Source organism: Neorhizobium sp. 2083 (assembly GCF_031455615.1).
In the GTDB taxonomy this organism is placed as follows: Bacteria; Pseudomonadota; Alphaproteobacteria; order Rhizobiales; family Rhizobiaceae; genus Neorhizobium.
Window position 1 is genome coordinate 85,335 of record NZ_JAVDTC010000010.1, and the last position, 19,412, is coordinate 104,746.

Annotated in this window: 13 protein-coding genes; 7 read left to right on the forward strand and 6 right to left on the reverse strand. The window is 62.8% G+C overall.

Annotated elements, in window-relative coordinates; all coding sequences use genetic code 11:
* Window positions 1–103: 103 nt before the first annotated feature.
* The 4 genes from htpX to purH all read left to right on the forward strand — a co-directional run bounded on the left by htpX (window position 104) and on the right by purH (window position 5,971).
* The gene (gene htpX, locus J2X76_RS28260; RefSeq protein WP_113283860.1) at window positions 104–1,078 is read left to right on the forward strand and encodes a zinc metalloprotease HtpX; all 975 of its coding nucleotides are present in this window, start codon (window positions 104–106) and stop codon (window positions 1,076–1,078) included.
* A complete protein-coding gene (locus J2X76_RS28265) occupies window positions 1,069–2,487 on the forward strand; it encodes a transcription antitermination factor NusB (RefSeq protein ID WP_310220955.1) in 1,419 nt (472 codons plus the stop codon). The genes htpX and J2X76_RS28265 overlap by 10 nt, the downstream gene beginning before the upstream one ends.
* Before the next feature lie 99 nt (window positions 2,488–2,586).
* On the forward strand, window positions 2,587–4,269 hold the full coding sequence (locus J2X76_RS28270; RefSeq protein ID WP_310220957.1) for a heparinase II/III family protein: 1,683 nt from the start codon (window positions 2,587–2,589) through the stop codon (window positions 4,267–4,269).
* Window positions 4,270–4,354: 85 nt separating this feature from the next.
* Window positions 4,355–5,971, forward strand: coding sequence for a bifunctional phosphoribosylaminoimidazolecarboxamide formyltransferase/IMP cyclohydrolase (gene purH, locus J2X76_RS28275; RefSeq protein WP_113125329.1), 1,617 nt, complete (start codon window positions 4,355–4,357; stop codon window positions 5,969–5,971).
* 83 nt (window positions 5,972–6,054) lie between these two features.
* On the opposite strand, the gene J2X76_RS28280 is transcribed toward purH, so the two are convergent.
* Both J2X76_RS28280 and J2X76_RS28285 read right to left on the reverse strand, forming a co-directional pair.
* The gene (locus tag J2X76_RS28280; protein WP_113283857.1) at window positions 6,055–7,437 is read right to left on the reverse strand and encodes an MFS transporter; all 1,383 of its coding nucleotides are present in this window, start codon (window positions 7,435–7,437) and stop codon (window positions 6,055–6,057) included.
* 34 nt (window positions 7,438–7,471) lie between these two features.
* Window positions 7,472–12,238 (reverse strand): NAD-glutamate dehydrogenase, encoded by a 4,767-nt coding sequence (locus J2X76_RS28285; protein ID WP_113125327.1) that lies wholly within the window; start codon window positions 12,236–12,238, stop codon window positions 7,472–7,474.
* A gap of 174 nt (window positions 12,239–12,412) precedes the next feature.
* Between J2X76_RS28285 and pdxY the strand changes: the two genes are divergently transcribed.
* On the forward strand, window positions 12,413–13,285 hold the full coding sequence (gene pdxY, locus J2X76_RS28290) for a pyridoxal kinase PdxY (protein WP_113283855.1): 873 nt from the start codon (window positions 12,413–12,415) through the stop codon (window positions 13,283–13,285).
* A 69-nt stretch (window positions 13,286–13,354) separates the two neighbouring features.
* Window positions 13,355–14,029: a carbonic anhydrase gene (locus tag J2X76_RS28295; protein ID WP_310220856.1), complete on the forward strand. Its 675-nt coding sequence runs from the start codon at window positions 13,355–13,357 to the stop codon at window positions 14,027–14,029.
* Window positions 14,030–14,047: 18 nt separating this feature from the next.
* Here the strand turns inward: J2X76_RS28295 and J2X76_RS28300 are convergent, their stop codons facing one another.
* The 3 genes from J2X76_RS28300 to J2X76_RS28310 all read right to left on the reverse strand — a co-directional run bounded on the left by J2X76_RS28300 (window position 14,048) and on the right by J2X76_RS28310 (window position 16,527).
* Complete coding sequence (locus J2X76_RS28300; RefSeq protein WP_113125324.1) at window positions 14,048–14,860, reverse strand: lytic transglycosylase domain-containing protein; 813 nt, start codon at window positions 14,858–14,860, stop codon at window positions 14,048–14,050.
* A 203-nt stretch (window positions 14,861–15,063) separates the two neighbouring features.
* Complete coding sequence (locus J2X76_RS28305) at window positions 15,064–16,098, reverse strand: aspartate-semialdehyde dehydrogenase (protein WP_113283854.1); 1,035 nt, start codon at window positions 16,096–16,098, stop codon at window positions 15,064–15,066.
* Window positions 16,099–16,209: 111 nt separating this feature from the next.
* The gene (locus J2X76_RS28310) at window positions 16,210–16,527 is read right to left on the reverse strand and encodes a hypothetical protein (RefSeq protein ID WP_310220857.1); all 318 of its coding nucleotides are present in this window, start codon (window positions 16,525–16,527) and stop codon (window positions 16,210–16,212) included.
* A gap of 75 nt (window positions 16,528–16,602) precedes the next feature.
* Here J2X76_RS28310 and J2X76_RS28315 point away from each other — a divergent pair, with 75 nt between their 5' ends.
* Window positions 16,603–18,486: an MFS transporter gene (locus J2X76_RS28315; protein ID WP_113283853.1), complete on the forward strand. Its 1,884-nt coding sequence runs from the start codon at window positions 16,603–16,605 to the stop codon at window positions 18,484–18,486.
* Between the two features lie 98 nt (window positions 18,487–18,584).
* Here the strand turns inward: J2X76_RS28315 and lpxE are convergent, their stop codons facing one another.
* Window positions 18,585–19,397, reverse strand: coding sequence for a lipid A 1-phosphatase LpxE (lpxE, locus tag J2X76_RS28320; protein WP_310220858.1), 813 nt, complete (start codon window positions 19,395–19,397; stop codon window positions 18,585–18,587).
* Window positions 19,398–19,412: the final 15 nt, after the last annotated feature.

Below are 19,412 nucleotides of genomic sequence, written 5' to 3' on the forward strand. Positions count from 1 at the left end.
CATTGAAAATTCTGGTTGAATTGACCACATCATAGGGCGTTCACGCCCTTGGGGAAACCCTCAAACGCCCCCTCGGACGATATCGGCAACGGGAGAGATGACGATGAATGTAATGCGCACCGCCATGCTTCTGGCCTTCATGACGGCCTTGTTCATGGGGATCGGCTTCCTGATCGGCGGTACGGGCGGCATGATGATCGCGCTGGTGATCGCTGCCGGCATGAACCTGTTTTCCTACTGGAATTCGGACAGGATGGTGCTTTCGGCCTATCACGCGCAGGAAGTGGATGCGCGCAGCGCGCCGGAATTCTACAACATGATCCGCGACCTTTCGGCCAATGCCGGCCTGCCGATGCCGAAAGTCTATGTCTACGACAATCCGCAGCCGAACGCCTTTGCGACCGGGCGCAATCCGCAGAACGCCGCCGTTGCCGCCTCCACCGGGCTCCTGCAGCGGCTGACGCATGAGGAAGTCGCCGGCGTGATGGCGCATGAGCTTGCGCATGTGCAGAACCGCGACACGCTGACCATGACGATCACCGCGACCCTTGCCGGCGCGATCTCCATGCTCGGCAATTTCGCCTTCTTTTTCGGCGGCAACCGCGAAAACAACAATCCGCTCGGTTTCATCGGCGTGCTTGTTGCGATGATCGTGGCCCCGTTCGCCGCCATGCTGGTGCAGATGGCGATCAGCCGGACGCGCGAATATTCGGCTGACCGCCGTGGCGCCGAGATCTGCGGAAATCCGCTCTGGCTTGCCTCCGCGCTTAACAAGATTGCCGGGGCGGCGCATCAGATCCCGAACTACGAGGCGGAGCGCAATCCGGCGACGGCGCATATGTTCATCATCAATCCGCTCTCGGGCGAGCGCATGGACAATCTGTTCTCGACCCATCCGAACACCGAGAACCGTATCGCAGCCCTGCAGCAGATGGCCGGGGAGTTCTCCGGTGGTTCTCGGGCCGGTGCCTCGACGGCCGGGTTCCAGGCTGATAGACCGCAGCGCACCGCGCGCTCCGTTCCGAATACCGGTTGGGGCCGCGGCTCGAATGAACCGCGCAAGGGTCCCTGGTCTTGAACGACGCCAAGAAGAACAAGAAGCCGCATAAGCCATCGGGCAAACCAGCCGAACAGCGCCGGAAACCCGCGCATTCGGAGCGGGAAAACGGTCCGTTCAAGGCAGGCCTCGAAGTTCGCGTCACGGCCGCCAAGCTTCTGGCGGCCGTCGTCGATCGAAAGATCTCGCTAGACGGCATGCTCGACCTTACTCATGGCAATCCGGCCTACAAGGCCCTCAGCGATGCCGACCGGGCGCTGACACGCGCCATTCTCAATACGGCGCTCCGGCACCTGCCGCGCATCGAGGCGGCAATCGCTTCGCTGATCGACACGCCGTTGCCGGAAGGCGCGCGGGCGCTCCACCATGTGCTGGTGATCGCCGCGGCGCAGATCCTGCATCTCGACGTGCCGCCGCATGCCGCAGTCGATCTTGCGGTCGAGCAGGCCAACCGCGATCCGCGCAACCGGCGTTTCGCCAAGCTGGTGAATGCCGTCCTGCGCCGGCTGGACCGGGAAAAGGACGAGATTCTTGTCGCGACAGCGGGAATTTCTCCGGTGCCGGCGTGGTTCCGCAAGCGCCTTGTTGCTCTCTACGGCGAGGCGGAAGGGGATCGTATCGCCGAAGCCCAGCTCGTTCCGGCTGCAATCGACCTGACGGTGAAATCCGATCCCGCTCTCTGGGCGGAAAAGCTCGGCGGCACGGTTCTGCCGACCGGCAGCATTCGCCTGACGGCTTTCGAAGGGGCGGTTTCCGCGCTCGAAGGCTTCGAGGAAGGCGCCTGGTGGGTGCAGGATGTGGCGGCGAGCATTCCCGCAAAGCTCTTCGGTGATATCAAGGGCAAGAAGGTCGCCGATCTCTGCGCCGCGCCCGGCGGCAAGACGGCGCAACTGATCGCGGCCGGTGCCGAGGTGATCGCGGTCGAGCAATCCGGCAACCGGCTGGCACGCCTCAAGGAAAACCTTGGAAGGCTCGGTTACGAGGCAGAACTGGTCGGCGGCGACCTGTTCGAATTCAAGCCGGCGGAGCTGCTGGACGGCGTGCTGCTCGACGCACCCTGCTCTTCGACCGGCACGACACGCCGGCATCCGGACGTGCTCTGGACCAAGGGGCCGGAGGATGTGGCGAAGCTTGCGGCCCTGCAGGAAAAGATGCTGCGCCACGCCGTCACGCTGGTGAAACCGGGCGGCATTATCGTTTTCTCCAATTGTTCGCTTGATTCGCTGGAAGGGGAGGAACTGGTCGTGCGCGTGCTCAAGGACCATCCGGAACTGGCACGCCTGCCCGTGAATCCCAGGAACTGGCCTGGGCTGGAAACTGCGATCTCGCCGCTTGGCGAATTCCGCACCACGCCGGCCATGCTGCCTGCCCGCGAAAATTTTGTGGGTGGCATGGATGGCTTCTTCGCGAGCGTGATCCAGGTCCGGTAAAGCTTTATTCACCATACCGGCCGATACTTTCGAACAATCTAATAGTTGATTCCCGCCGGCCGGGCGGAGGCTGATTCCAGCGGAGTGTCCAGATTGAAGATGCGGCTCGCGGATCGCCGAAGGCTTATGTCCTTCGGCTTGCGGGAAATCTGGCGGCGCCTTTGCCGGCGCTCCGCCGGATTTCGCCTGGCCGTGACCTCCTTTTCGATGCAGGTGCCGGACCGGCTGATCGTCGCGCCGACGGATTTGCGGGCGCTCGACCCGTTCGTGGCCGAGGAAATCCTGGAAGGCCGGTTCCCGCTCGCCGGGCGGATCCTCGAAACCTATGGGCAATCGCCGTTCTCCGTCGAACTGCCGTCGCGGGCGGCGGCGGAAAGGCTGCATTCGTTCGCCTGGCTGCGCCATATCCGCACGAACAAGACCGAAGCGGCCTGCGCCAGCGCCCGTCAGGTGGTGGCCGACTGGATCGCGCTTTATGGCCGAAGCCCGCAGGGAATTGCCTGGGAGGCGCATGTGGCAGCCGAGCGGGTGATCGCCTGGCTGTCGCATTCGACCGTGGTGCTGCAGGGCGCCGAGGCCGGTTTCTACCGGCGCTTCATGAAAAGTCTCGCCTATCAGGTCCGATATCTGAGGAAGATAGCCGGCTGCACGCCGGAGGGCGACACGCGGCTCAGGCTCAGGATCGCACTCGCGATGGCCTCGATTTCGATGCCGACTCGCGCCGCCTATATCCGTCGCGAGGGCGGACGGCTCGACCGGGAGCTCGAGCGGCAGATCCTTGCCGATGGCGGTCATGTGTCTCGCAACCCGCGCGCGGTGCTCGATCTGCTGATCGATCTTCTGCCGCTGCGCCAGACCTATATCAATCTCGGCCACGACCTGCCGCAAAAACTCATTCCGACGATCGACCGCATGTATCCGGCGCTTCGCTTCTTCCGGCACCAGGACGGCGATCTTGCGCTGTTCAACGGCGCCAGTTCGACGCCGGCGAGCGAGCTGATGTCGGTGCTGCGCTACGACGAGACCGCCGGCAAGCCGTTCAAGGCGCTGCCGCATATGCATTATCACCGCATGTCGGCGGACGGCACGACGTTGATCGTCGATACCGGCCGGCCGCTTTCTTCCGGTCTTTCCCGCGGCGCGCATGCGGGCTGCCTTTCCTTCGAGATGTCGGCCGGCCGGCACCGTTTCATCGTCAATTGCGGCTCGCCGAAATATGCCGGGCGGAACTACCGGCACATGGCCCGCTCGACGCCCGCCCATTCCACCGTGACGCTCAACGAGACATCGTCCAGCCGCATCATCCGCTCCCGCCTCGCCGGCTCCATGCTGCTTGGCGGCGTATCGGATGTCGAGGTCGAGCGCTGGGACGACATGCACGGCAATGACTGGCTGCGTGCCAGCCATGACGGTTACCTCCATCAGTTCGGCTATTTCCACGAGCGGGAGATCGGCCTCAACGTGAAGGGCAACAAGATCAAGGGTCGCGACAGGCTCTTCCTGCCGGAAGGCGAGGCTCCGGAAGGCGGCCCTTTGCTGGCGGTGGCGCGGTTCCACATCCATCCGGTCATCACGCTGTCGCGGCGGGACGAGGAAAGCGTGGCCATGCGCGCGCCCGACGGCGAGACATGGATCTTCGCGGCACCTGGGCTGCAGGTGATGATCGACGAGGACATCTTCTTTGCCGACGTTTCCGGCGTGCGGCCGAGCCAGCAGCTCGTCATCGAGTTTTCGCTGCCGGAGACTTCGGAAATACGCTGGATGCTGAGACGCGGCGAATAGGGCGTTTCTTCTTCCGCCAAGCTGTGCTAACGGGCGGCCATCTTACCCTGCGCCAGGTTCCGCGGCGCGTTTCCAGGAGAGACCGATGGCCGTCGTTTCCAAGAAAATTCCCGCTCCCGACCGCATCAGGATCCGTACCGCGCTGCTCTCGGTCTCCGACAAGACCGGCATCATCGAGCTTGCCCGGGCGCTGACCGAACAGGGTGTGAAGCTGCTATCGACCGGCGGCACGCACAAGGCGATCGCCGCGGCCGGCCTTGCCGTCACGGACGTTTCGGAAGTCACCGGATTCCCGGAAATCATGGACGGTCGGGTGAAGACGCTGCATCCGACGGTGCATGGCGGCCTGCTGGCGATCCGCGACGATGCTGAACACGTCGCCGCCATGAAGGAACACCGCATCGAGGGCATCGACCTCGCCGTCATCAACCTCTACCCGTTCGAAGAGGTGCGCGCTGCGGGCGGCGATTATCCGACGACGGTCGAGAATATCGATATCGGCGGCCCGGCGATGATCCGTGCGTCGGCCAAGAACCATGCCTATGTGACCACCGTCACCGATCCTTCCGATTATCCGGCGCTGATCGAGGCGCTGCGCTCGAATGACGGGCAGACGGTCTATGCCTTCCGCCAGAAGCTCGCGGCCAAGGCCTATGCCCGCACGGCGGCGTATGACACGGCGATCTCCAACTGGTTTGCCGAAGCGCTCGACATCGAGATCCCCCGCTACCGGACGATCGGCGGCGTGCTCAAGGAAGAGATGCGCTACGGCGAGAACCCGCACCAGAGCGCCGGTTTCTACGTCACCGGCGAGAACCGCCCGGGCGTGGCGACGGCAAAGCTGCTGCAGGGCAAGCAGCTCTCCTACAACAATATCAACGATACCGACGGCGCCTTCGAGCTGATCGCCGAGTTCTCGCCGGAAAAGGCGCCCGCCTGCGCGATCATCAAGCACGCCAATCCCTGCGGCGTGGCGACCGGGCCGAGCCTGAAGGACGCCTATCTCAGGGCGCTCGCCTGCGATTCCACCTCGGCCTTCGGCGGCATCATTGCGGTCAACCAGCTTCTGGACGCGGAAACGGCCGAGGAGATCGTCAAGCTGTTCACCGAAGTCATCATCGCGCCGGAAGTGTCCGACGAGGCGCAGGCGATCATCGCCGCCAAGAAGAACCTGCGCCTGCTGGTGACCGGCGGGTTGCCGGACCCGCGCTCTCGCGGCCTGACGGCCAAGACCGTTTCGGGCGGCCTGCTGGTCCAGACCCGCGACAACGGCATGGTCGAGGATATCGATCTTCGCGTCGTCACCAAGCGTGCGCCGACGCCGACCGAGCTGGAAGACATGAAGTTCGCTTTCAAGGTCGCCAAGCACGTGAAGTCCAACGCGATCGTTTATGCCAAGGACGGCCAGACGGCCGGCATCGGCGCCGGCCAGATGAGCCGAGTCGATTCCGCCCGCATCGCCGGCATCAAGGCGGAAGAGGCGGCAAGGGCCATGGGTTGGGCCGAACCGATGACCAAGGGCTCCGCCGTTGCCTCGGAAGCCTTCTTCCCGTTTGCGGACGGCCTGCTTTCGGCGATCGCCGCCGGCGCCACGGCGGTCATCCAGCCGGGCGGCTCGATGCGCGACGACGAGGTGATCGCCGCCGCTGACGAACATGGCGTGGCGATGGTGTTTACCGGGATGCGGCATTTCCGGCATTGAGGGCTTGATGTTTGCTCTGAGGGCGTGGCTTGGATCCTCGGGTCGAGCCCGAGGATCCACGCCCCAACCGAATAGCTACCCGCCTACTTCCTGTCCGCCGGATAAGGCGTCGCAAACAGCAGCACCAGCCCTGCGACGAGGAAAATCAGCAGCGTCGCCATGCCGAGCCGGGCAGAGCCGCTGGCATAGGTCATGAGCGAGAAGAACAGGGTGGCGAGGAAGCTCGTCGCCCGGCCGGACAGCGCGTAGATGCCGAAATATCGGCCGGCCTCCGAGAGGCTGACGCTGCGGGCGAGATAGGATCTGGACGAGGCCTGAACGGGGCCGAAGGCGATGCCGATCAGCAATCCGAACAGGATATAAGCCTTTTCGGCGGCAGTGCCGAACAGGCCGCCGCCGTCTTCCGCCGAGAGCGGCAGAAGGCCGAAAAAGACGAAGCCCGGGCCGGTGGAAATGATGCCGAGCGTCGCGACGACCAGCAGGACGAGGCTGATGACCACCACGATCTTCGAGCCGAGCAGGCGGTCCAGCCAGCCGGCGACGATGCAGCCGAAAATTGCCACGACGTTGAGGATGATGCCGTAGATGCCGATCTCGATCGTCGCCCAGCCGAACATGCCTGCGGCGAACGTGCCGCCGAGGATCAGCAGGCCGTTGACGCCGTCCTGATACAGCATGCGGGCAACCAGGAACCGGGTGATGCCGGTGCGCTGTTTCAGCTCGCGCACCGTGCCGCTGAGCTCGCGGATGCCCGAGCGGACCGCTTCGCCGAGCGGCAGACCCTTGCTGGCGTCCGGCGTGAAAAAGAACATCGGCAGGATGAAGAGGAAATACCAGAACGCCGAGATCGGGCCGGTAATGCGCGCGTCTTCGCCCAGATGCGGGTCGAGGCCGAAAAGCGGCGGGATGCCGATCAGGGTTTTGCCGCTTTCGGGATTGGCGGCAAGCAGCGCCACGACGGCGATCAGCACGATCATGCCACCGAGATAACCGAGTCCCCAGGCGACATTGGAAATCCGGCCGACATCCTTCTTGGAGACGAGCCGCGGCATCATGGAATCGTTGAAGACCGTCGAAAATTCCGCGGCGATCGACGCGAAGATCATGAAGATCATCGGCCAGATGATCGGCGAACCGGGTGCTGCGAACCAGAGGGCGGAGACGCAGGCGATCTTGATCACCGCGAAAAAGGCGATCCAGGGTTTCCGCGGGCCGGCCTGATCGGCGATCGAGCCGAGGACCGGCGAGAAGACGGCGATGACCAGCGACGAGATCGTCGCCATGTTGCTCCAGGCCGCCTGTGCCGAGACGGGATCCTCCGTCAGCCGGGAGACGAAATAGGGGCCGAAGATGAAGGTGGTGACGACGGTGAAAAACGGCTGGGCCGCCCAGTCGAAGAACATCCAGCCCCAGATGCCGCGCCGGCTCGTTTTCACCGGCGCATCGTCCACATCAGTAACGGCCATTTTTCCCCCGGCGCAACCAGTTCGGTCCGTTGTCCTACATCGCACGTCCATGCGCAAGGTCGCTCAGGAGACCGGCAGCGACCGTGATCTTCGGAAGCGTCAGCTCGCCGCTTTCGCTCAAGGTCACCAGCTCGGCGCCGATGCGGTTGACCCGCATCCGATCGCCGCCGACCCAGGCTTCCAGAGGCTTCTTCTCCTTCGGATGGGCCGTCAGCGCGGCGATGACGATATCGCGGCGTGCCGAAGCGAGCTGCTGCAGGCTGCGGGATAGCGCCAGGCTTTCGTAGTGCTCCGAGGTGCTGATCCGATCCCCTGCGCCGATCAGGCGGTTGACGCGGAAGGTCTCGGTGACGGCGAAATAGCTTTCCGTGGCGCGCGCCATGGTTTCGCCGGTGCGGTCGGCGATCAGCATGATCTCCGGCACCAGGACGAGTGTGGAAAGCAGCAGGATTTCGCGGGCAAGCGATGCCGGTATGCCCTGCGCTTCGAGTTCTGCGGCGCGTGCCGCGGTTTCCACGAAATCTCCGCCGGCGAGCGACGAGCGCAGCCCCTTGATCGCGGCCTTCAGCCGGCTCATCGCGCCGTCCATGTCGCCGGTGCCGACCTGCGTCTGCAGGATGAGGCGGGTGGCTTCCGCGAAGGTCCCGGTGGTGCGGGCGTAGAGGTCATTTTGCAGCTGGCCGGGGATCTTTCCGTCCAACGCATCGATCTCGGCCCAGAGCTTGGGAAGCTCGAAGCCGTCGCGGGCGAGGAAGGCGGCCTTGACGACATTTGCCGCAGTGGCGCCGGTCATGTCGCTCATCTGCTGAACGAAACCCGGGCCGCCGCGGTTGATCGCCTCGTTGGCAAGCGCGGTGGCGACGATCTCGCGGTGCAGGCGGTGGGACTGGATGTCCGCCGCATAGGCCTTCTGCATCTTGGCCGGGAAATAGGCCTTCAGGACGGCGGAGAAATACGGATCGTCCGGAAGGCTGCTCTCGATCAGGGCGTCGAAGAGCACGATCTTCGAATAGGAGAGCAGCACGCCGATTTCCGGTCGGGTCAGCGGCCTGCCGGAGGCATAACGCTCCGCAAGTTCCGCATCGTCGGGAAGGGTTTCGACCTTGCGGTTGAGCTGACCATGCGATTCCAAGACGGACATCAGCCGCGACAGTTCCTCGCGGTTGCCGGCGCCTTTGCGTTCGGTCAGCGAGATCGACAGCGGCTGCAGGTAGTTGTTGCGCAGCACGAGATGACCGACTTCCTCGGTCATCGACGCGAGAAGCTGGTTGCGCTTGTCTCGGGTCAGGCGGCCGTCCTGCATGGCCGGATTGAGAGCGATCTTGATATTGACCTCGACGTCGGAGGAATTGACGCCGGCCGAATTGTCGATCGCGTCGGAATTGCAGCGCCCACCGTTCAGCGAATAGGCGATGCGGCCCTTCTGGGTCATGCCGAGATTGGCGCCTTCGCCGATGACGCTGGCGCGCACCTCCGCCGCCGTGATGCGGATCGGATCATTGGCGCGGTCGCCGACTTCCGTATCGGTTTCGGAGGCCGCCTTGATATAGGTGCCGATGCCGCCAAACCAGAGAAGGTCGACGGGGCTCTTCAGGATCGCGGTCATGATCTCGAAGGGCGTTGCGGTCGTCTTGTCGATACCGATTGCTGCCGCGGCCTGCCTGGTGAGCTTGACCGACTTTTCCGAGCGGGAAATGATCATCGCGCCTTCGGAAAGCACCGACTTGTCGTAATCCTGCCAGCTCGAGCGCGGCAGGGCGAACATGCGTTCACGTTCCGCGAACGACTTTTCGATGTCCGGATCGGGGTCGATGACGATATCGCGGTGGTCGAAGGCGGCGATGAGGCGGATCTTGCGCGACAAAAGCATGCCGTTGCCGAAGACGTCGCCGGACATGTCGCCGACGCCGGCGACCGTGAACGGCGTCGTCTGGATATCGATGTCCTTCTCGCGGAAATGCCGCTTCACGGCTTCCCAGGCGCCGCGGGCGGTGATGCCCATCTTCTTGTGGTCGTAACCGGCCGAACCGCCCGATGCGAAGGCGTCATCCAGCCAGAAGCCGGCTTCCTGGGCGAGGCCGTTGGCGGTGTCGGAGAAGGTCGCGGTGCCCTTGTCGGCGGCCACCACGAAATAGGGATCGTCGCCATCGAGACGGATCGTATCCGGCGGCCCGACGATGTCTGCGCCGACGATATTGTCGGTGATCGACAGAAGCGTGCGGATGAAGGTCTTGTAGGCCTCCTTGCCGGCATTGAAGAAGGCGTCGCGGGCGCTTGCGGGGGGCAGCATTTTCGGGAAGAAGCCGCCCTTGGCGCCGACCGGCACGATGACGGCGTTCTTGACCTGCTGGGCCTTCACGAGGCCGAGGATTTCCGTGCGGTAGTCCTCGCCGCGATCCGACCAGCGCAGGCCGCCACGGGCGACTTTGCCGAACCGCAGGTGCACGCCTTCGACCTCGGTGCCGTAGACGAAGATCTCACGGAAGGGGCGGGGCTCCGGCAGGCTGTCCAGAAGCTTCGGATCGAGCTTGAAGGCGAACATCCGGTTGGGGGCGCCGTTCTCATCGCGCTGGAAATAGTTGGTCCTGAGCGTCGCATCGACCGCGTTGACGAAGCGGCGAAGCGTCCGGTCCTCATCGAGATTGGGAACGTTGCCGAGCGCTTCCTCGATCTCGGCGTGATGGTCGGTAAGTTTCTTGACGCGGGCCTTCTCAGTGATCTTCGGATCGAAGCCGTCGCGGAAAAGACGGAAGATGGCGGCGGAGATGGCCGGGTATTTGACCAGCGTATCGGCGATATAGGACTGCGAATAGACGATGCCGGTCTGGCGCAGGTAACGGGAGTACGCACGCAGCACCGTGACTTCGCGGGCGGAGAGGCCAGCGAGCAGGACGAGGCGGTTGAAGCCGTCGTTGTCGATCAGGCCTTCGAAGGCGGAGAGGAATGCCTCTTCCAGCAGCTGACCCTCGCGGGAAAGGTCAACCTCGCGGCCGTCGCCAAGCTGCAGTTCCATGTCGTGAAGGACGACCAGCCTGCGGTCATTCTCGGGTCCGACCTGGATCTCGAATGTCTGCTCGCTGACGGCATGGAAACCGAGGTTTTCGAGCAGCGGCACGCGGCGGGAAAGCGACAGATGCCGGTCCCGGTGGAAGATCTTCAGGGATACCGTATTGGCCGTGTCGCCGGGACGGCGATAGAAGGCGATGCGGATCGCTTCGCCGGCGGCGCAGGCGGCAATATCGGGCAGGTCGGCGAAGGTCTCCTCGGGCGAGAAGGCTTCCTGGAAGGCCTGGGTGACGGAGAGCCGCGGCCCCTCCTCCGCAAGCGCCGCGAAACGTTCCTCCCAAGGCGTGGCGATGAGCCGGATCGCTTCCTCGAGCTTGGCCTGGGCGATCCTCGGCGTCTTGCCGCTGCGGCGCCCGATGATCATGTGGACGCGGGCAACGCCGCCCTCGGGGAAGGCGGGGTAATAGGCGGAGACGTGGCCGTCATAGACTTTGGTCAGGTAGTCGCCGACTTTCTCGCGCACGAGGGAATTATAGTCTTCGCGGGGGACGTAGACGATCACCGAGACGAAACGGTCGAAATGGTCGATGCGCGGCAGGACCCGGACGCGCGGACGCTCGCTCAGTTCCATGATCTGCTCGCAGAAGCGGGCAAGCAGTTCCGTATCGATCTGGAAAAGGTCGTCGCGCGGATAGGATTCGAGCGTGTTTTCCAGCATGCGGCCGGAATGGCTGTCGGGATCGAAGCCGAAATGCTCCTCGATCCGACCGGCCTTTGCGCGCAGAAGCGGGATATCGCGAACAGAATGGGTATAGGCGGTCGCCGTGAAAAGGCCGACGACGCGCAGTTCACCGACCACTTCGCCCTTCTCGTCGAAGCGCTTGACGCCGACATAGTCCATATAGGCGCGGCGATGGACGACCGATTTCACGTTGGCCTTGGTCACGATCAGGAAATCGGGCCCGTCGAGGAATTCGAGGATTTCCGGCGTCGTCGTCACCGCGTCCTTGCCCTGGCGCAGTACGAGCACATCCGGATCGGACAGGATGCCGAGACCGCGGCCCTTGCCGCGTTCAACCTTGGCCTCGGCGCCCTTGCCGGAATAGACGTATTCGCGCATGCCGAGGAAGGTGAAATTGTCGTCGCGCAGCCAGTCCAGGAAGGCGAGCGCCTCGTCACGATCAGCCTTGCGGCGGCTTGTCGAATTGTTGAGCTGCTTGGCGGCGCCGTCGAGGACCTCCAGCATGGAGCCCCAATCGGTGATCGACAGGTGCACCTGGTCGAGGATGTAACGGATGCGCTCGGTGAGCGAAGCCGCCTGTTCCTCGTTGAGCGGCGACAGGTGGATCTGGATGAGGCTCACATGATGGGCCGGGCTGCCGGGCTGTTCGTTGGAGCGCAGAACCGGCTCCTTGCCCGGTTCGACGACCAGGATCGGATGGACGGCCATGGTGAGGTCGCGGTGGGTCGCCGTCACCTCGCCCATGACGGAATCGAACAGGAAAGGCATGTTGCGATCGACGACGGTCAGCACCGAGACCGGAATTCCGTCCGGCTCAACGCCGGCGACCGGTTGGACCGTGATATCGGCCCTGACCCGGGTCCAGGCCATCAGCCGTTCGGCCGCATGATTGGCGGAAAGCGCCAGCATTTCAGGCGTATAGCTTTCGAGGTCGTCAGTGCTGGCCCGGCCGAACAGGATGAGGGGGTCGAGATGCGGCCCCTTGCTCGCGGCAACGATCTTGCGCGCGCTTTCGATCTGTTTTTCCCGTTTCGGATTCTGCCTGACGGCCATGTCCCTCTCCCCTTTTTCCGTGCCCGGACGGAATAAAATAGATTTGTGTCATCATGCGGCAACGTGGCTGATCCATGTCAGTCGGCACTACACGTTTCATTCTTCCGTGAAGCCTTGTTGACATGCGGCGACGAAGAAACGATCAACAGGCCATCATAGCCGGAAGTCAATCTCATGCAGGATACCAGCAGTGCCGTCCTCGTCATCTCCAGCCATGTCGTGCGCGGCTCGGTCGGCAATCGCGCCGCCGTTTTCGCGCTCGAGACGCTTGGATTTCCCGTCTGGGCCATGCCGACAGTCGTTCTCCCCTGGCATCCCGGTCATGGGCCTTCCACCCGCCTGACCTTTCCCGAATCAGATTTCGACAAGGCTATAGACGATCTTATTCGCGCGCCATGGCTGGGAGAAGTGAAGGCGGTGCTGACCGGCTATTTCGGCAATGCCGCCCAGCCGCGTTCGGTGGCGCGTCTCATTCGCGCGCTGAAGGAAAAGAACCCGGACCTTCTCTATGTCTGCGATCCCGTGATGGGGGATCTCGGCGGACTTTATATCCCGCAGCCGACGGCGGAAGCGATCCGCGATGAACTCATTCCGCTTGCGACGATCGCCACGCCGAACCGCTACGAACTCGCCTGGCTTTCCGGCGCGCCACTCGAAACCAACAACGAGATCATGGATGCCGCGATCGCGCTCGGGCCACCGCGCATCCTGGTGACCTCGGCGGTGCCGATGATGACGGGCGGCACCGGCAATCTCTACCTGACCGGCAAACATGCACTGCTTGCCGAACACCGGCTGATCGACAATCCGCCGAACGGGCTCGGCGACCTTCTGGGCGCCCTGTTCCTCGGGCGCATCCTGGCCGGCATGGACGAGGAAAAGGCGCTGCAGCTGGCAACGGCGAGCGTTTTCGAGATCCTTGCGCGCACGGCAAAACGCGGCGGCGACGAGCTGACGCTGGAGACCGACGCGTCAAGCCTCTCCACACCCATGGCGATGGTCCAGATGCGCCGGCTCGTGCACCCCCTGCAGAGGACCAAGCGTTGAGGGCATAGGAATTTCGCATATGCACAATGGCCGTTGATCTTCGCTCGGCGGCGCTATAATCGTTGCTCCATGACGGATTTTCCTGACAGACTTCTGGCGGGCTACCGCAATTTCATGAGCGGTCGCTATGTTGACGAGCGTGAGCGCTACCGTGTGCTGGCGGACAAGGGGCAGAAGCCCCATACGCTGCTGATTGCCTGTTGCGACTCCCGTGCCGCGCCGGAGACAATTTTCGACTGCGGCCCCGGAGAAATGTTCGTGGTGCGCAACGTCGCCAACATGGTGCCACGCTACGAGCCGGACGGACAGTTCCACGGCACGTCGGCGGCGATCGAATATGCCGTTCAGGTGCTTGAGATCGACAATATCGTGGTGATGGGCCATGGCCGCTGCGGCGGCATCCAGGCGGCGCTCGATCCTTCCATGAAGCCGCTGTCACCGGGGGATTTCATCGGCAAGTGGATGGGGCTGGTCAGGCCCGCCGCCGAGCAGATCCAGAACAACGACTTGATGACGCAGGCCGAACGCCAAACGGCATTGGAGCGGGTTTCGATCCGCAATTCGATCGCCAATCTGCAGACGTTTCCCTTTGTTCGAAAACACGACCAAGAGGGGAAACTCGGCATTCACGGCGCCTGGTTCGACATTTCGACCGGCGAGCTCTGGATCATGGACGGCAAGGGAGATTTCGTCCGTCCCAACCTGGATGAACCGCCGCTCGAGGCCGAGCAGGTCTCGGCCTGATTTCACGACGAACGAGGCTTATTGGCCGTCGATCTGGGCGCCCATATAAGCGATCGCCTGCTGATAGACGGTAGCAGCATTCCAGCCCTGGATGGCAACGAAATTCGGCTGGCCCGGCTGGTAACCGGCGCCCGGCCTCCAGCCGTGTCCCTTCAGGAAGTTGGCGGTCGAGGCAAGCGCGTCGGCACGCGAACGGACCATGTCGATATGGCCGTCGCCGTCGCCATCGGCGCCGTAACGGACGACGTTCAGCGGCAGGAACTGGGTCTGGCCGATTTCGCCATGGGCCGCGCCGCGGGCGGTGACGCTCAGGTCACCCCGGTCGACGAGCTGAAGGGCAGCATAGAGCTGCTCGGTGAAATAGGCGGAGCGGCGGCAATCGTAAGCGAGCGTCGCGACAGCGGACAGCGTGTGCTGATCGCCCATGAAGCTGCCGAAACCGGTTTCCATGCCCCAGATCGCGATGATCGGGCCGGCGGGAACGCCGAAGCGGCGCTCGATCGATGCGAAGAGGGCGGCATTGCCGGATTTCATGCCCTTGCCGCGGGAGATGATGGCAGCCCCGCCGCGCTTCTTCATGAACTCGTCGAAGGAAAGCTTGAAGCTTTTCTGGCCGCGATCGGCGCTGATGGTCGGGCGGTTGTAGGAGACGTTCGAGAAGGCCTTTTCGACGACGGATGGGTTGACGCCGTTCGAAGGCGCCACCCGTTTGAATTCGTCGACCCAGCGGGCGAAGCCGGATGAATCGTTGCCGCATTGGAGCGCGGCAAAAGCCGGACTAGCGGTCATGAAACCGGTTGCGATCAATCCTGCCAGCAAAGTCTTCTTCATGCGGTCAAACCCGTCCCGAGAGCCGGATCGCTTCAGCCGGAAGCGTCCGGATAATGTGTTTGTTTCGGCCTTATGGCGGCGGTTGCAGACAATCGCAACTCACCCGTTCATGAATAGTTCGTGATTTAGGTGATTCGTTAAGAAAAACCCCGCCATTTCTGACGGGGTTTCTATCGGAACATGCTTAATAAATTTATTATTTATCAGGCAGCAACCTTGCGCGGCTTGATCAGGCCACGGTTGACGAGCAGCTCGGCGATCTGGATGGCATTGAGTGCCGCGCCCTTGCGCAGGTTATCGGAAACGACCCACATGTTGAGGCCGTTTTCCACCGTCGCATCCTCGCGGATGCGGGAAATGTAGGTAGCGTCCTCACCGGCGCATTCGTAAGGCGTGATGTAGCCGCCGTTCTCATGCTTGTCGATGACGAGGCAGCCCGGGGCTTCGCGCAGGATATCGCGGGCCTGGTCGGCAGTGATCTCGTTTTCGAACTCGATGTTGACCGATTCCGAATGGCCGATGAAGACCGGAACGCGCACCGCGGTGCAGGTCACCTTGATCTTCGGGTCGAGCATCTTCTTGGTTTCGGCCAGAACCTTCCACTCTTCCTTCGTATATCCGTCTTCCATGAAGCTATCGATATGCGGGATGACGTTGAAGGCGATGCGCTTGGTGAACTTCTTCGATTCGACCGGATCGGCGACGAAGACGGCGCGGGTCTGGGTGAAGAGCTCGTCCATGCCTTCCTTGCCGGCGCCGGAAACCGACTGGTAGGTCGAGACGACGACGCGCTTGATCTTGGCGAAGTCGTGCAGCGGCTTCAGGGCGACGACGAGCTGCGCGGTCGAGCAATTCGGGTTGGCGATGATGTTGCGCTTGGTGAAGCCGGCGACCGCATCGGGATTCACTTCCGGAACGATCAGCGGAACGTCCTGATCGTAACGCCAGGCGGAAGAGTTGTCGATGACGACGCAGCCCTGCGCGCCGATCTTCGGCGACCACTTCTTGGAGACCTCGCCACCCGCCGACATCAGGCAGATATCGGTGTCGGAGAAATCGTAGTTTTCGAGATTGGAAACTTTCAGCGTCCGGTCGCCGAAAGAAACCTCGGTCCCCTGGCTGCGGGCGGATGCCAGCGCCACGACTTCGTCAACCGGGAAGCCGCGCTCGGAAAGGATCGTCAGCATTTCCCTGCCGACATTGCCGGTTGCACCGGCGACTGCGATCTTGAAACCCATTTTTTGCTCTCTTTCTGTCTCTCCTCGTTTCCGGTGAGGGGGAAGCCGCGGTTGAAGTCCGCGGAATTCCTTGTCCCCGGCCATCCGGGGAGAGAGCGGCGGCCAGAGACGTCAGACGGTTTTCGTCGTCGTTTTGGCCTTGGTTTTGGAGAAAGCGGAAACACACATCCACCGCGCGGCTTGCATAGCCGGCAGTGCGGAGGCAGCGAGATTGAATTCGCAGGCGCGCATGTGGGTGTTTTCCCGTTCGCGAAGCTGTTTAGAAGATTTTCGCAACGAGTCAAGCGATGGCTGACGCAGATGCTGCGCTGCATTGCGCTCATTGCGCGCCGCAACATCCGTCCTGCACGGCGAGCGTGATATTAGACGAAAGTCATAATCCCAAAGCATCCCTCTTCTTGGCGCTTGAATTCTGTCAATCTGCGACAATGCGTCGCCATATCCGGCCCAGGAGGGAAACGGGCCGGAGCCGGCACGCGAGTTTCATCTTGAGGGAGGACGACAATGGCAAATGTCGCAACGGGGGTGAGCACAAAGGCCTCACCGATGACGCGGGAGGAGAAGAAGGTCATCTTCGCTTCTTCGCTCGGCACCGTATTCGAATGGTATGATTTTTATCTCTACGGCTCGCTCGCGACCTATATCGGCGCGACCTACTTTACCCAGTATCCGGAAGCGACGCGCAACATCTTCACGCTGCTCGCGTTTGCTGCCGGCTTCCTGGTCCGCCCCTTCGGCGCGCTGGTCTTCGGCCGCCTCGGCGACCTCGTCGGCCGCAAATATACCTTCCTCATGACCATCCTGATCATGGGCATGTCGACCTTCCTGGTCGGCGTCCTGCCGGGCGCCGCGACGATCGGCATCGCAGCTCCGATCATCCTGATCATCCTGCGCCTCCTGCAGGGCCTCGCGCTCGGCGGCGAATACGGCGGTGCCGCGACCTACGTGGCTGAACATGCGCCAAACGGGCGGCGCGGTTATTTCACCTCGTGGATCCAGACGACCGCGACGCTCGGTCTGTTCCTCTCGCTGATCGTCATCGTCTTCGTTCAGTGGATCATGGGTGCCACTGCGTTCGCGGCATGGGGCTGGCGCATCCCGTTCCTCGTCTCGGTCGCTCTGCTCGGCGTTTCCGTCTGGATCCGTCTGAAAATGAACGAATCTCCAGCGTTCAAGAAGATGAAGGAAGAAGGCAAGGGCTCCAAAGCTCCGCTGACGGAAGCCTTCGGCACCTGGCGCAACGCCAAGATCGCCATCATTGCGCTTCTGGGCGCCACGATGGGCCAGGCGGTCGTCTGGTACGGCGGCCAGTTCTACGCGCTGTTCTTCCTGCAGAACGTGCTGAAGGTCGATCTCCAGTCGGCCAACATCATGGTCGCCATCGCGCTCTTCCTCGGCACGCCGTTCTTCGTCATCTTCGGGGGCCTTTCGGACAAGATCGGCCGCAAACCGATCATCATGGCGGGCCTGCTGATCGCCGCCGTGACGTATTTCCCGCTCTTCAAGGCAATGACCTCGATGGCGAACCCCGCACTTGCCGAAGCCCAGGCGACGATCAAGGCGACGGTCACGGCCGACCCGGCGGACTGCAAATTCCAGTTCAACCCGACCGGTACGTCGAAGTTCACCAGCTCCTGCGATATCGCCACGTCGTTCCTCACCCGCAACTCGGTGCCTTACGAAGTGGTCGTAGGTCCCGCCGGCCAGCCGGCTACGGTGAAGATCGCTGGCAAGAGCATCACCAGCTATGACGCGGTTGCCGCCGGCGCCGATGCCGCCGCCAAGCAGCGCGCCTTCGAAAAGGGCGTCAACGTCGCACTTCACGATGCCGGTTATCCGCTGACCCGCGGTGCGATCAAGGTGGCGGATTCCAAGCTCGATGCCTTCATCGCCGCCAATCCGGAACTCGCTCTCAATGCCGCTTCCGTTCGCGGCGGCGAAAAGGCGTCCGTTCCCGCAGCCGACCTCGTCAGCCAGAAGCTGCTCACCGCAGACGAAGCGAAGGGCGTCACCGACATGCCGGTCTATACGATCGCCAAGGGCGGTGCATTCACGATGTCGGCCGATCCGGCCCGTGTGAACTGGATCGGCACGATCGCCATCCTGTTCGTCCTGGTACTCTATGTGACGATGGTCTACGGCCCGATCGCCGCCCTGCTGGTCGAACTCTTCCCGACCCGCATCCGCTATACCGGCATGTCGCTGCCCTATCACATCGGCAACGGCTGGTTCGGCGGTCTGCTTCCGGCAACGGCCTTCGCGATGAGCGCGGCCGCCGGCAATATCTACTACGGCCTGTGGTATCCGATCGTCTTCGCGGCAATCACGCTGGTCATCGGCGTCCTGTTCCTTCCGGAAACCAAGGATCGCGACATCCACGCCGAGTAAGCGGGAAGATTTGGTTCCCTGCCCCGGGGTTCCTGGAGAATCCCGTCAAACAAAAAAGCCCGGCGAAGTTCACTTCGCCGGGCTTTTCGCTGGCCTGGTCATTCGGCCTTTTCGGCCTCCCGCTTCGGCGGCACGCCGCGGGGCGGGAATGGCATGCTCGTCCGGTCGGGGCGCAAAAGGAAAGGGATGGGCCGGCGCAGAACCGGCCAACCGTCCGGCTCCTGCCGGAAGAGCAGCCCGTAACGGGAAAAGACGATTGCCATGATCACCGAGAACCAGGCTCCGAAGGAGAGGCCGGCAATCACGTCGCTCGGATAATGGGCTCCGACGATGACCCGCGAAAAACCGAGCCAGAGGCTCATGATCAGAAAGAACAGGCGGTAGCGCGGCGCAAGCAGCGCCAGTGCCATCAGGAACGCACCGACCGTGGTTGCATGGCCGGAAGGGAAGCTCTCGAACCGGGAGCCGGAAAACGGATTGAAGCCGTGAAAGCCCCATTGTTCGTAAAGACCGGGGCGCGCGCGCCCGATGATGCGCTTCAGCAGATTGACGAGAAGGCCCGACCCGGCGACGGCCACAAAGATGTAGATCGCGATATGGCTGACCAGCATCGCCTGGAATCGGGCTTTCAGGCTTTGTGCCAACCGGGTGACGGCAAGCGCTTCGAAAAAGAGGATCGCCGCCCCAAACAGGATCCAGCCGGACGTGCCGAAATCGGTGATCGCCTTGCCGATCGGCAGAAGTACGTTGGGCGTATGGGCGGCGTATGAGCCGACCGGCGCATCGAGCAGGAAGAAGGCGATCAGGATCAGGTTGATCGTGACCAGCGCAAAAGACAGCCAGCGCGGCGCCGGTGGGCCGGATGGATGGCGATACCGCCGATGTTTCAGTTTTTCGATTGTCCGTTTCATCGGCCTTTATCCGTG

Bases quoted from the DNA above. Each gene is read 5' to 3' on its own strand.
- J2X76_RS28270 (WP_310220957.1), top strand. From the start codon at position 2,587: ATGCGGCTCGCGGATCGCCGAAGGCTTATGTCCTTCGGCTTGCGGGAA.
- htpX (WP_113283860.1), top strand. From the start codon at position 104: ATGAATGTAATGCGCACCGCCATGCTTCTGGCCTTCATGACGGCCTTG.
- lpxE (WP_310220858.1), bottom strand. From the start codon at position 19,397: ATGAAACGGACAATCGAAAAACTGAAACATCGGCGGTATCGCCATCCA.
- purH (WP_113125329.1), top strand. From the start codon at position 4,355: ATGGCCGTCGTTTCCAAGAAAATTCCCGCTCCCGACCGCATCAGGATC.
- J2X76_RS28285 (WP_113125327.1), bottom strand. From the start codon at position 12,238: ATGGCCGTCAGGCAGAATCCGAAACGGGAAAAACAGATCGAAAGCGCG.
- J2X76_RS28300 (WP_113125324.1), bottom strand. From the start codon at position 14,860: ATGAAGAAGACTTTGCTGGCAGGATTGATCGCAACCGGTTTCATGACC.
- J2X76_RS28305 (WP_113283854.1), bottom strand. From the start codon at position 16,098: ATGGGTTTCAAGATCGCAGTCGCCGGTGCAACCGGCAATGTCGGCAGG.
- pdxY (WP_113283855.1), top strand. From the start codon at position 12,413: ATGCAGGATACCAGCAGTGCCGTCCTCGTCATCTCCAGCCATGTCGTG.
- J2X76_RS28280 (WP_113283857.1), bottom strand. From the start codon at position 7,437: ATGGCCGTTACTGATGTGGACGATGCGCCGGTGAAAACGAGCCGGCGC.
- J2X76_RS28295 (WP_310220856.1), top strand. From the start codon at position 13,355: ATGACGGATTTTCCTGACAGACTTCTGGCGGGCTACCGCAATTTCATG.
- J2X76_RS28315 (WP_113283853.1), top strand. From the start codon at position 16,603: ATGGCAAATGTCGCAACGGGGGTGAGCACAAAGGCCTCACCGATGACG.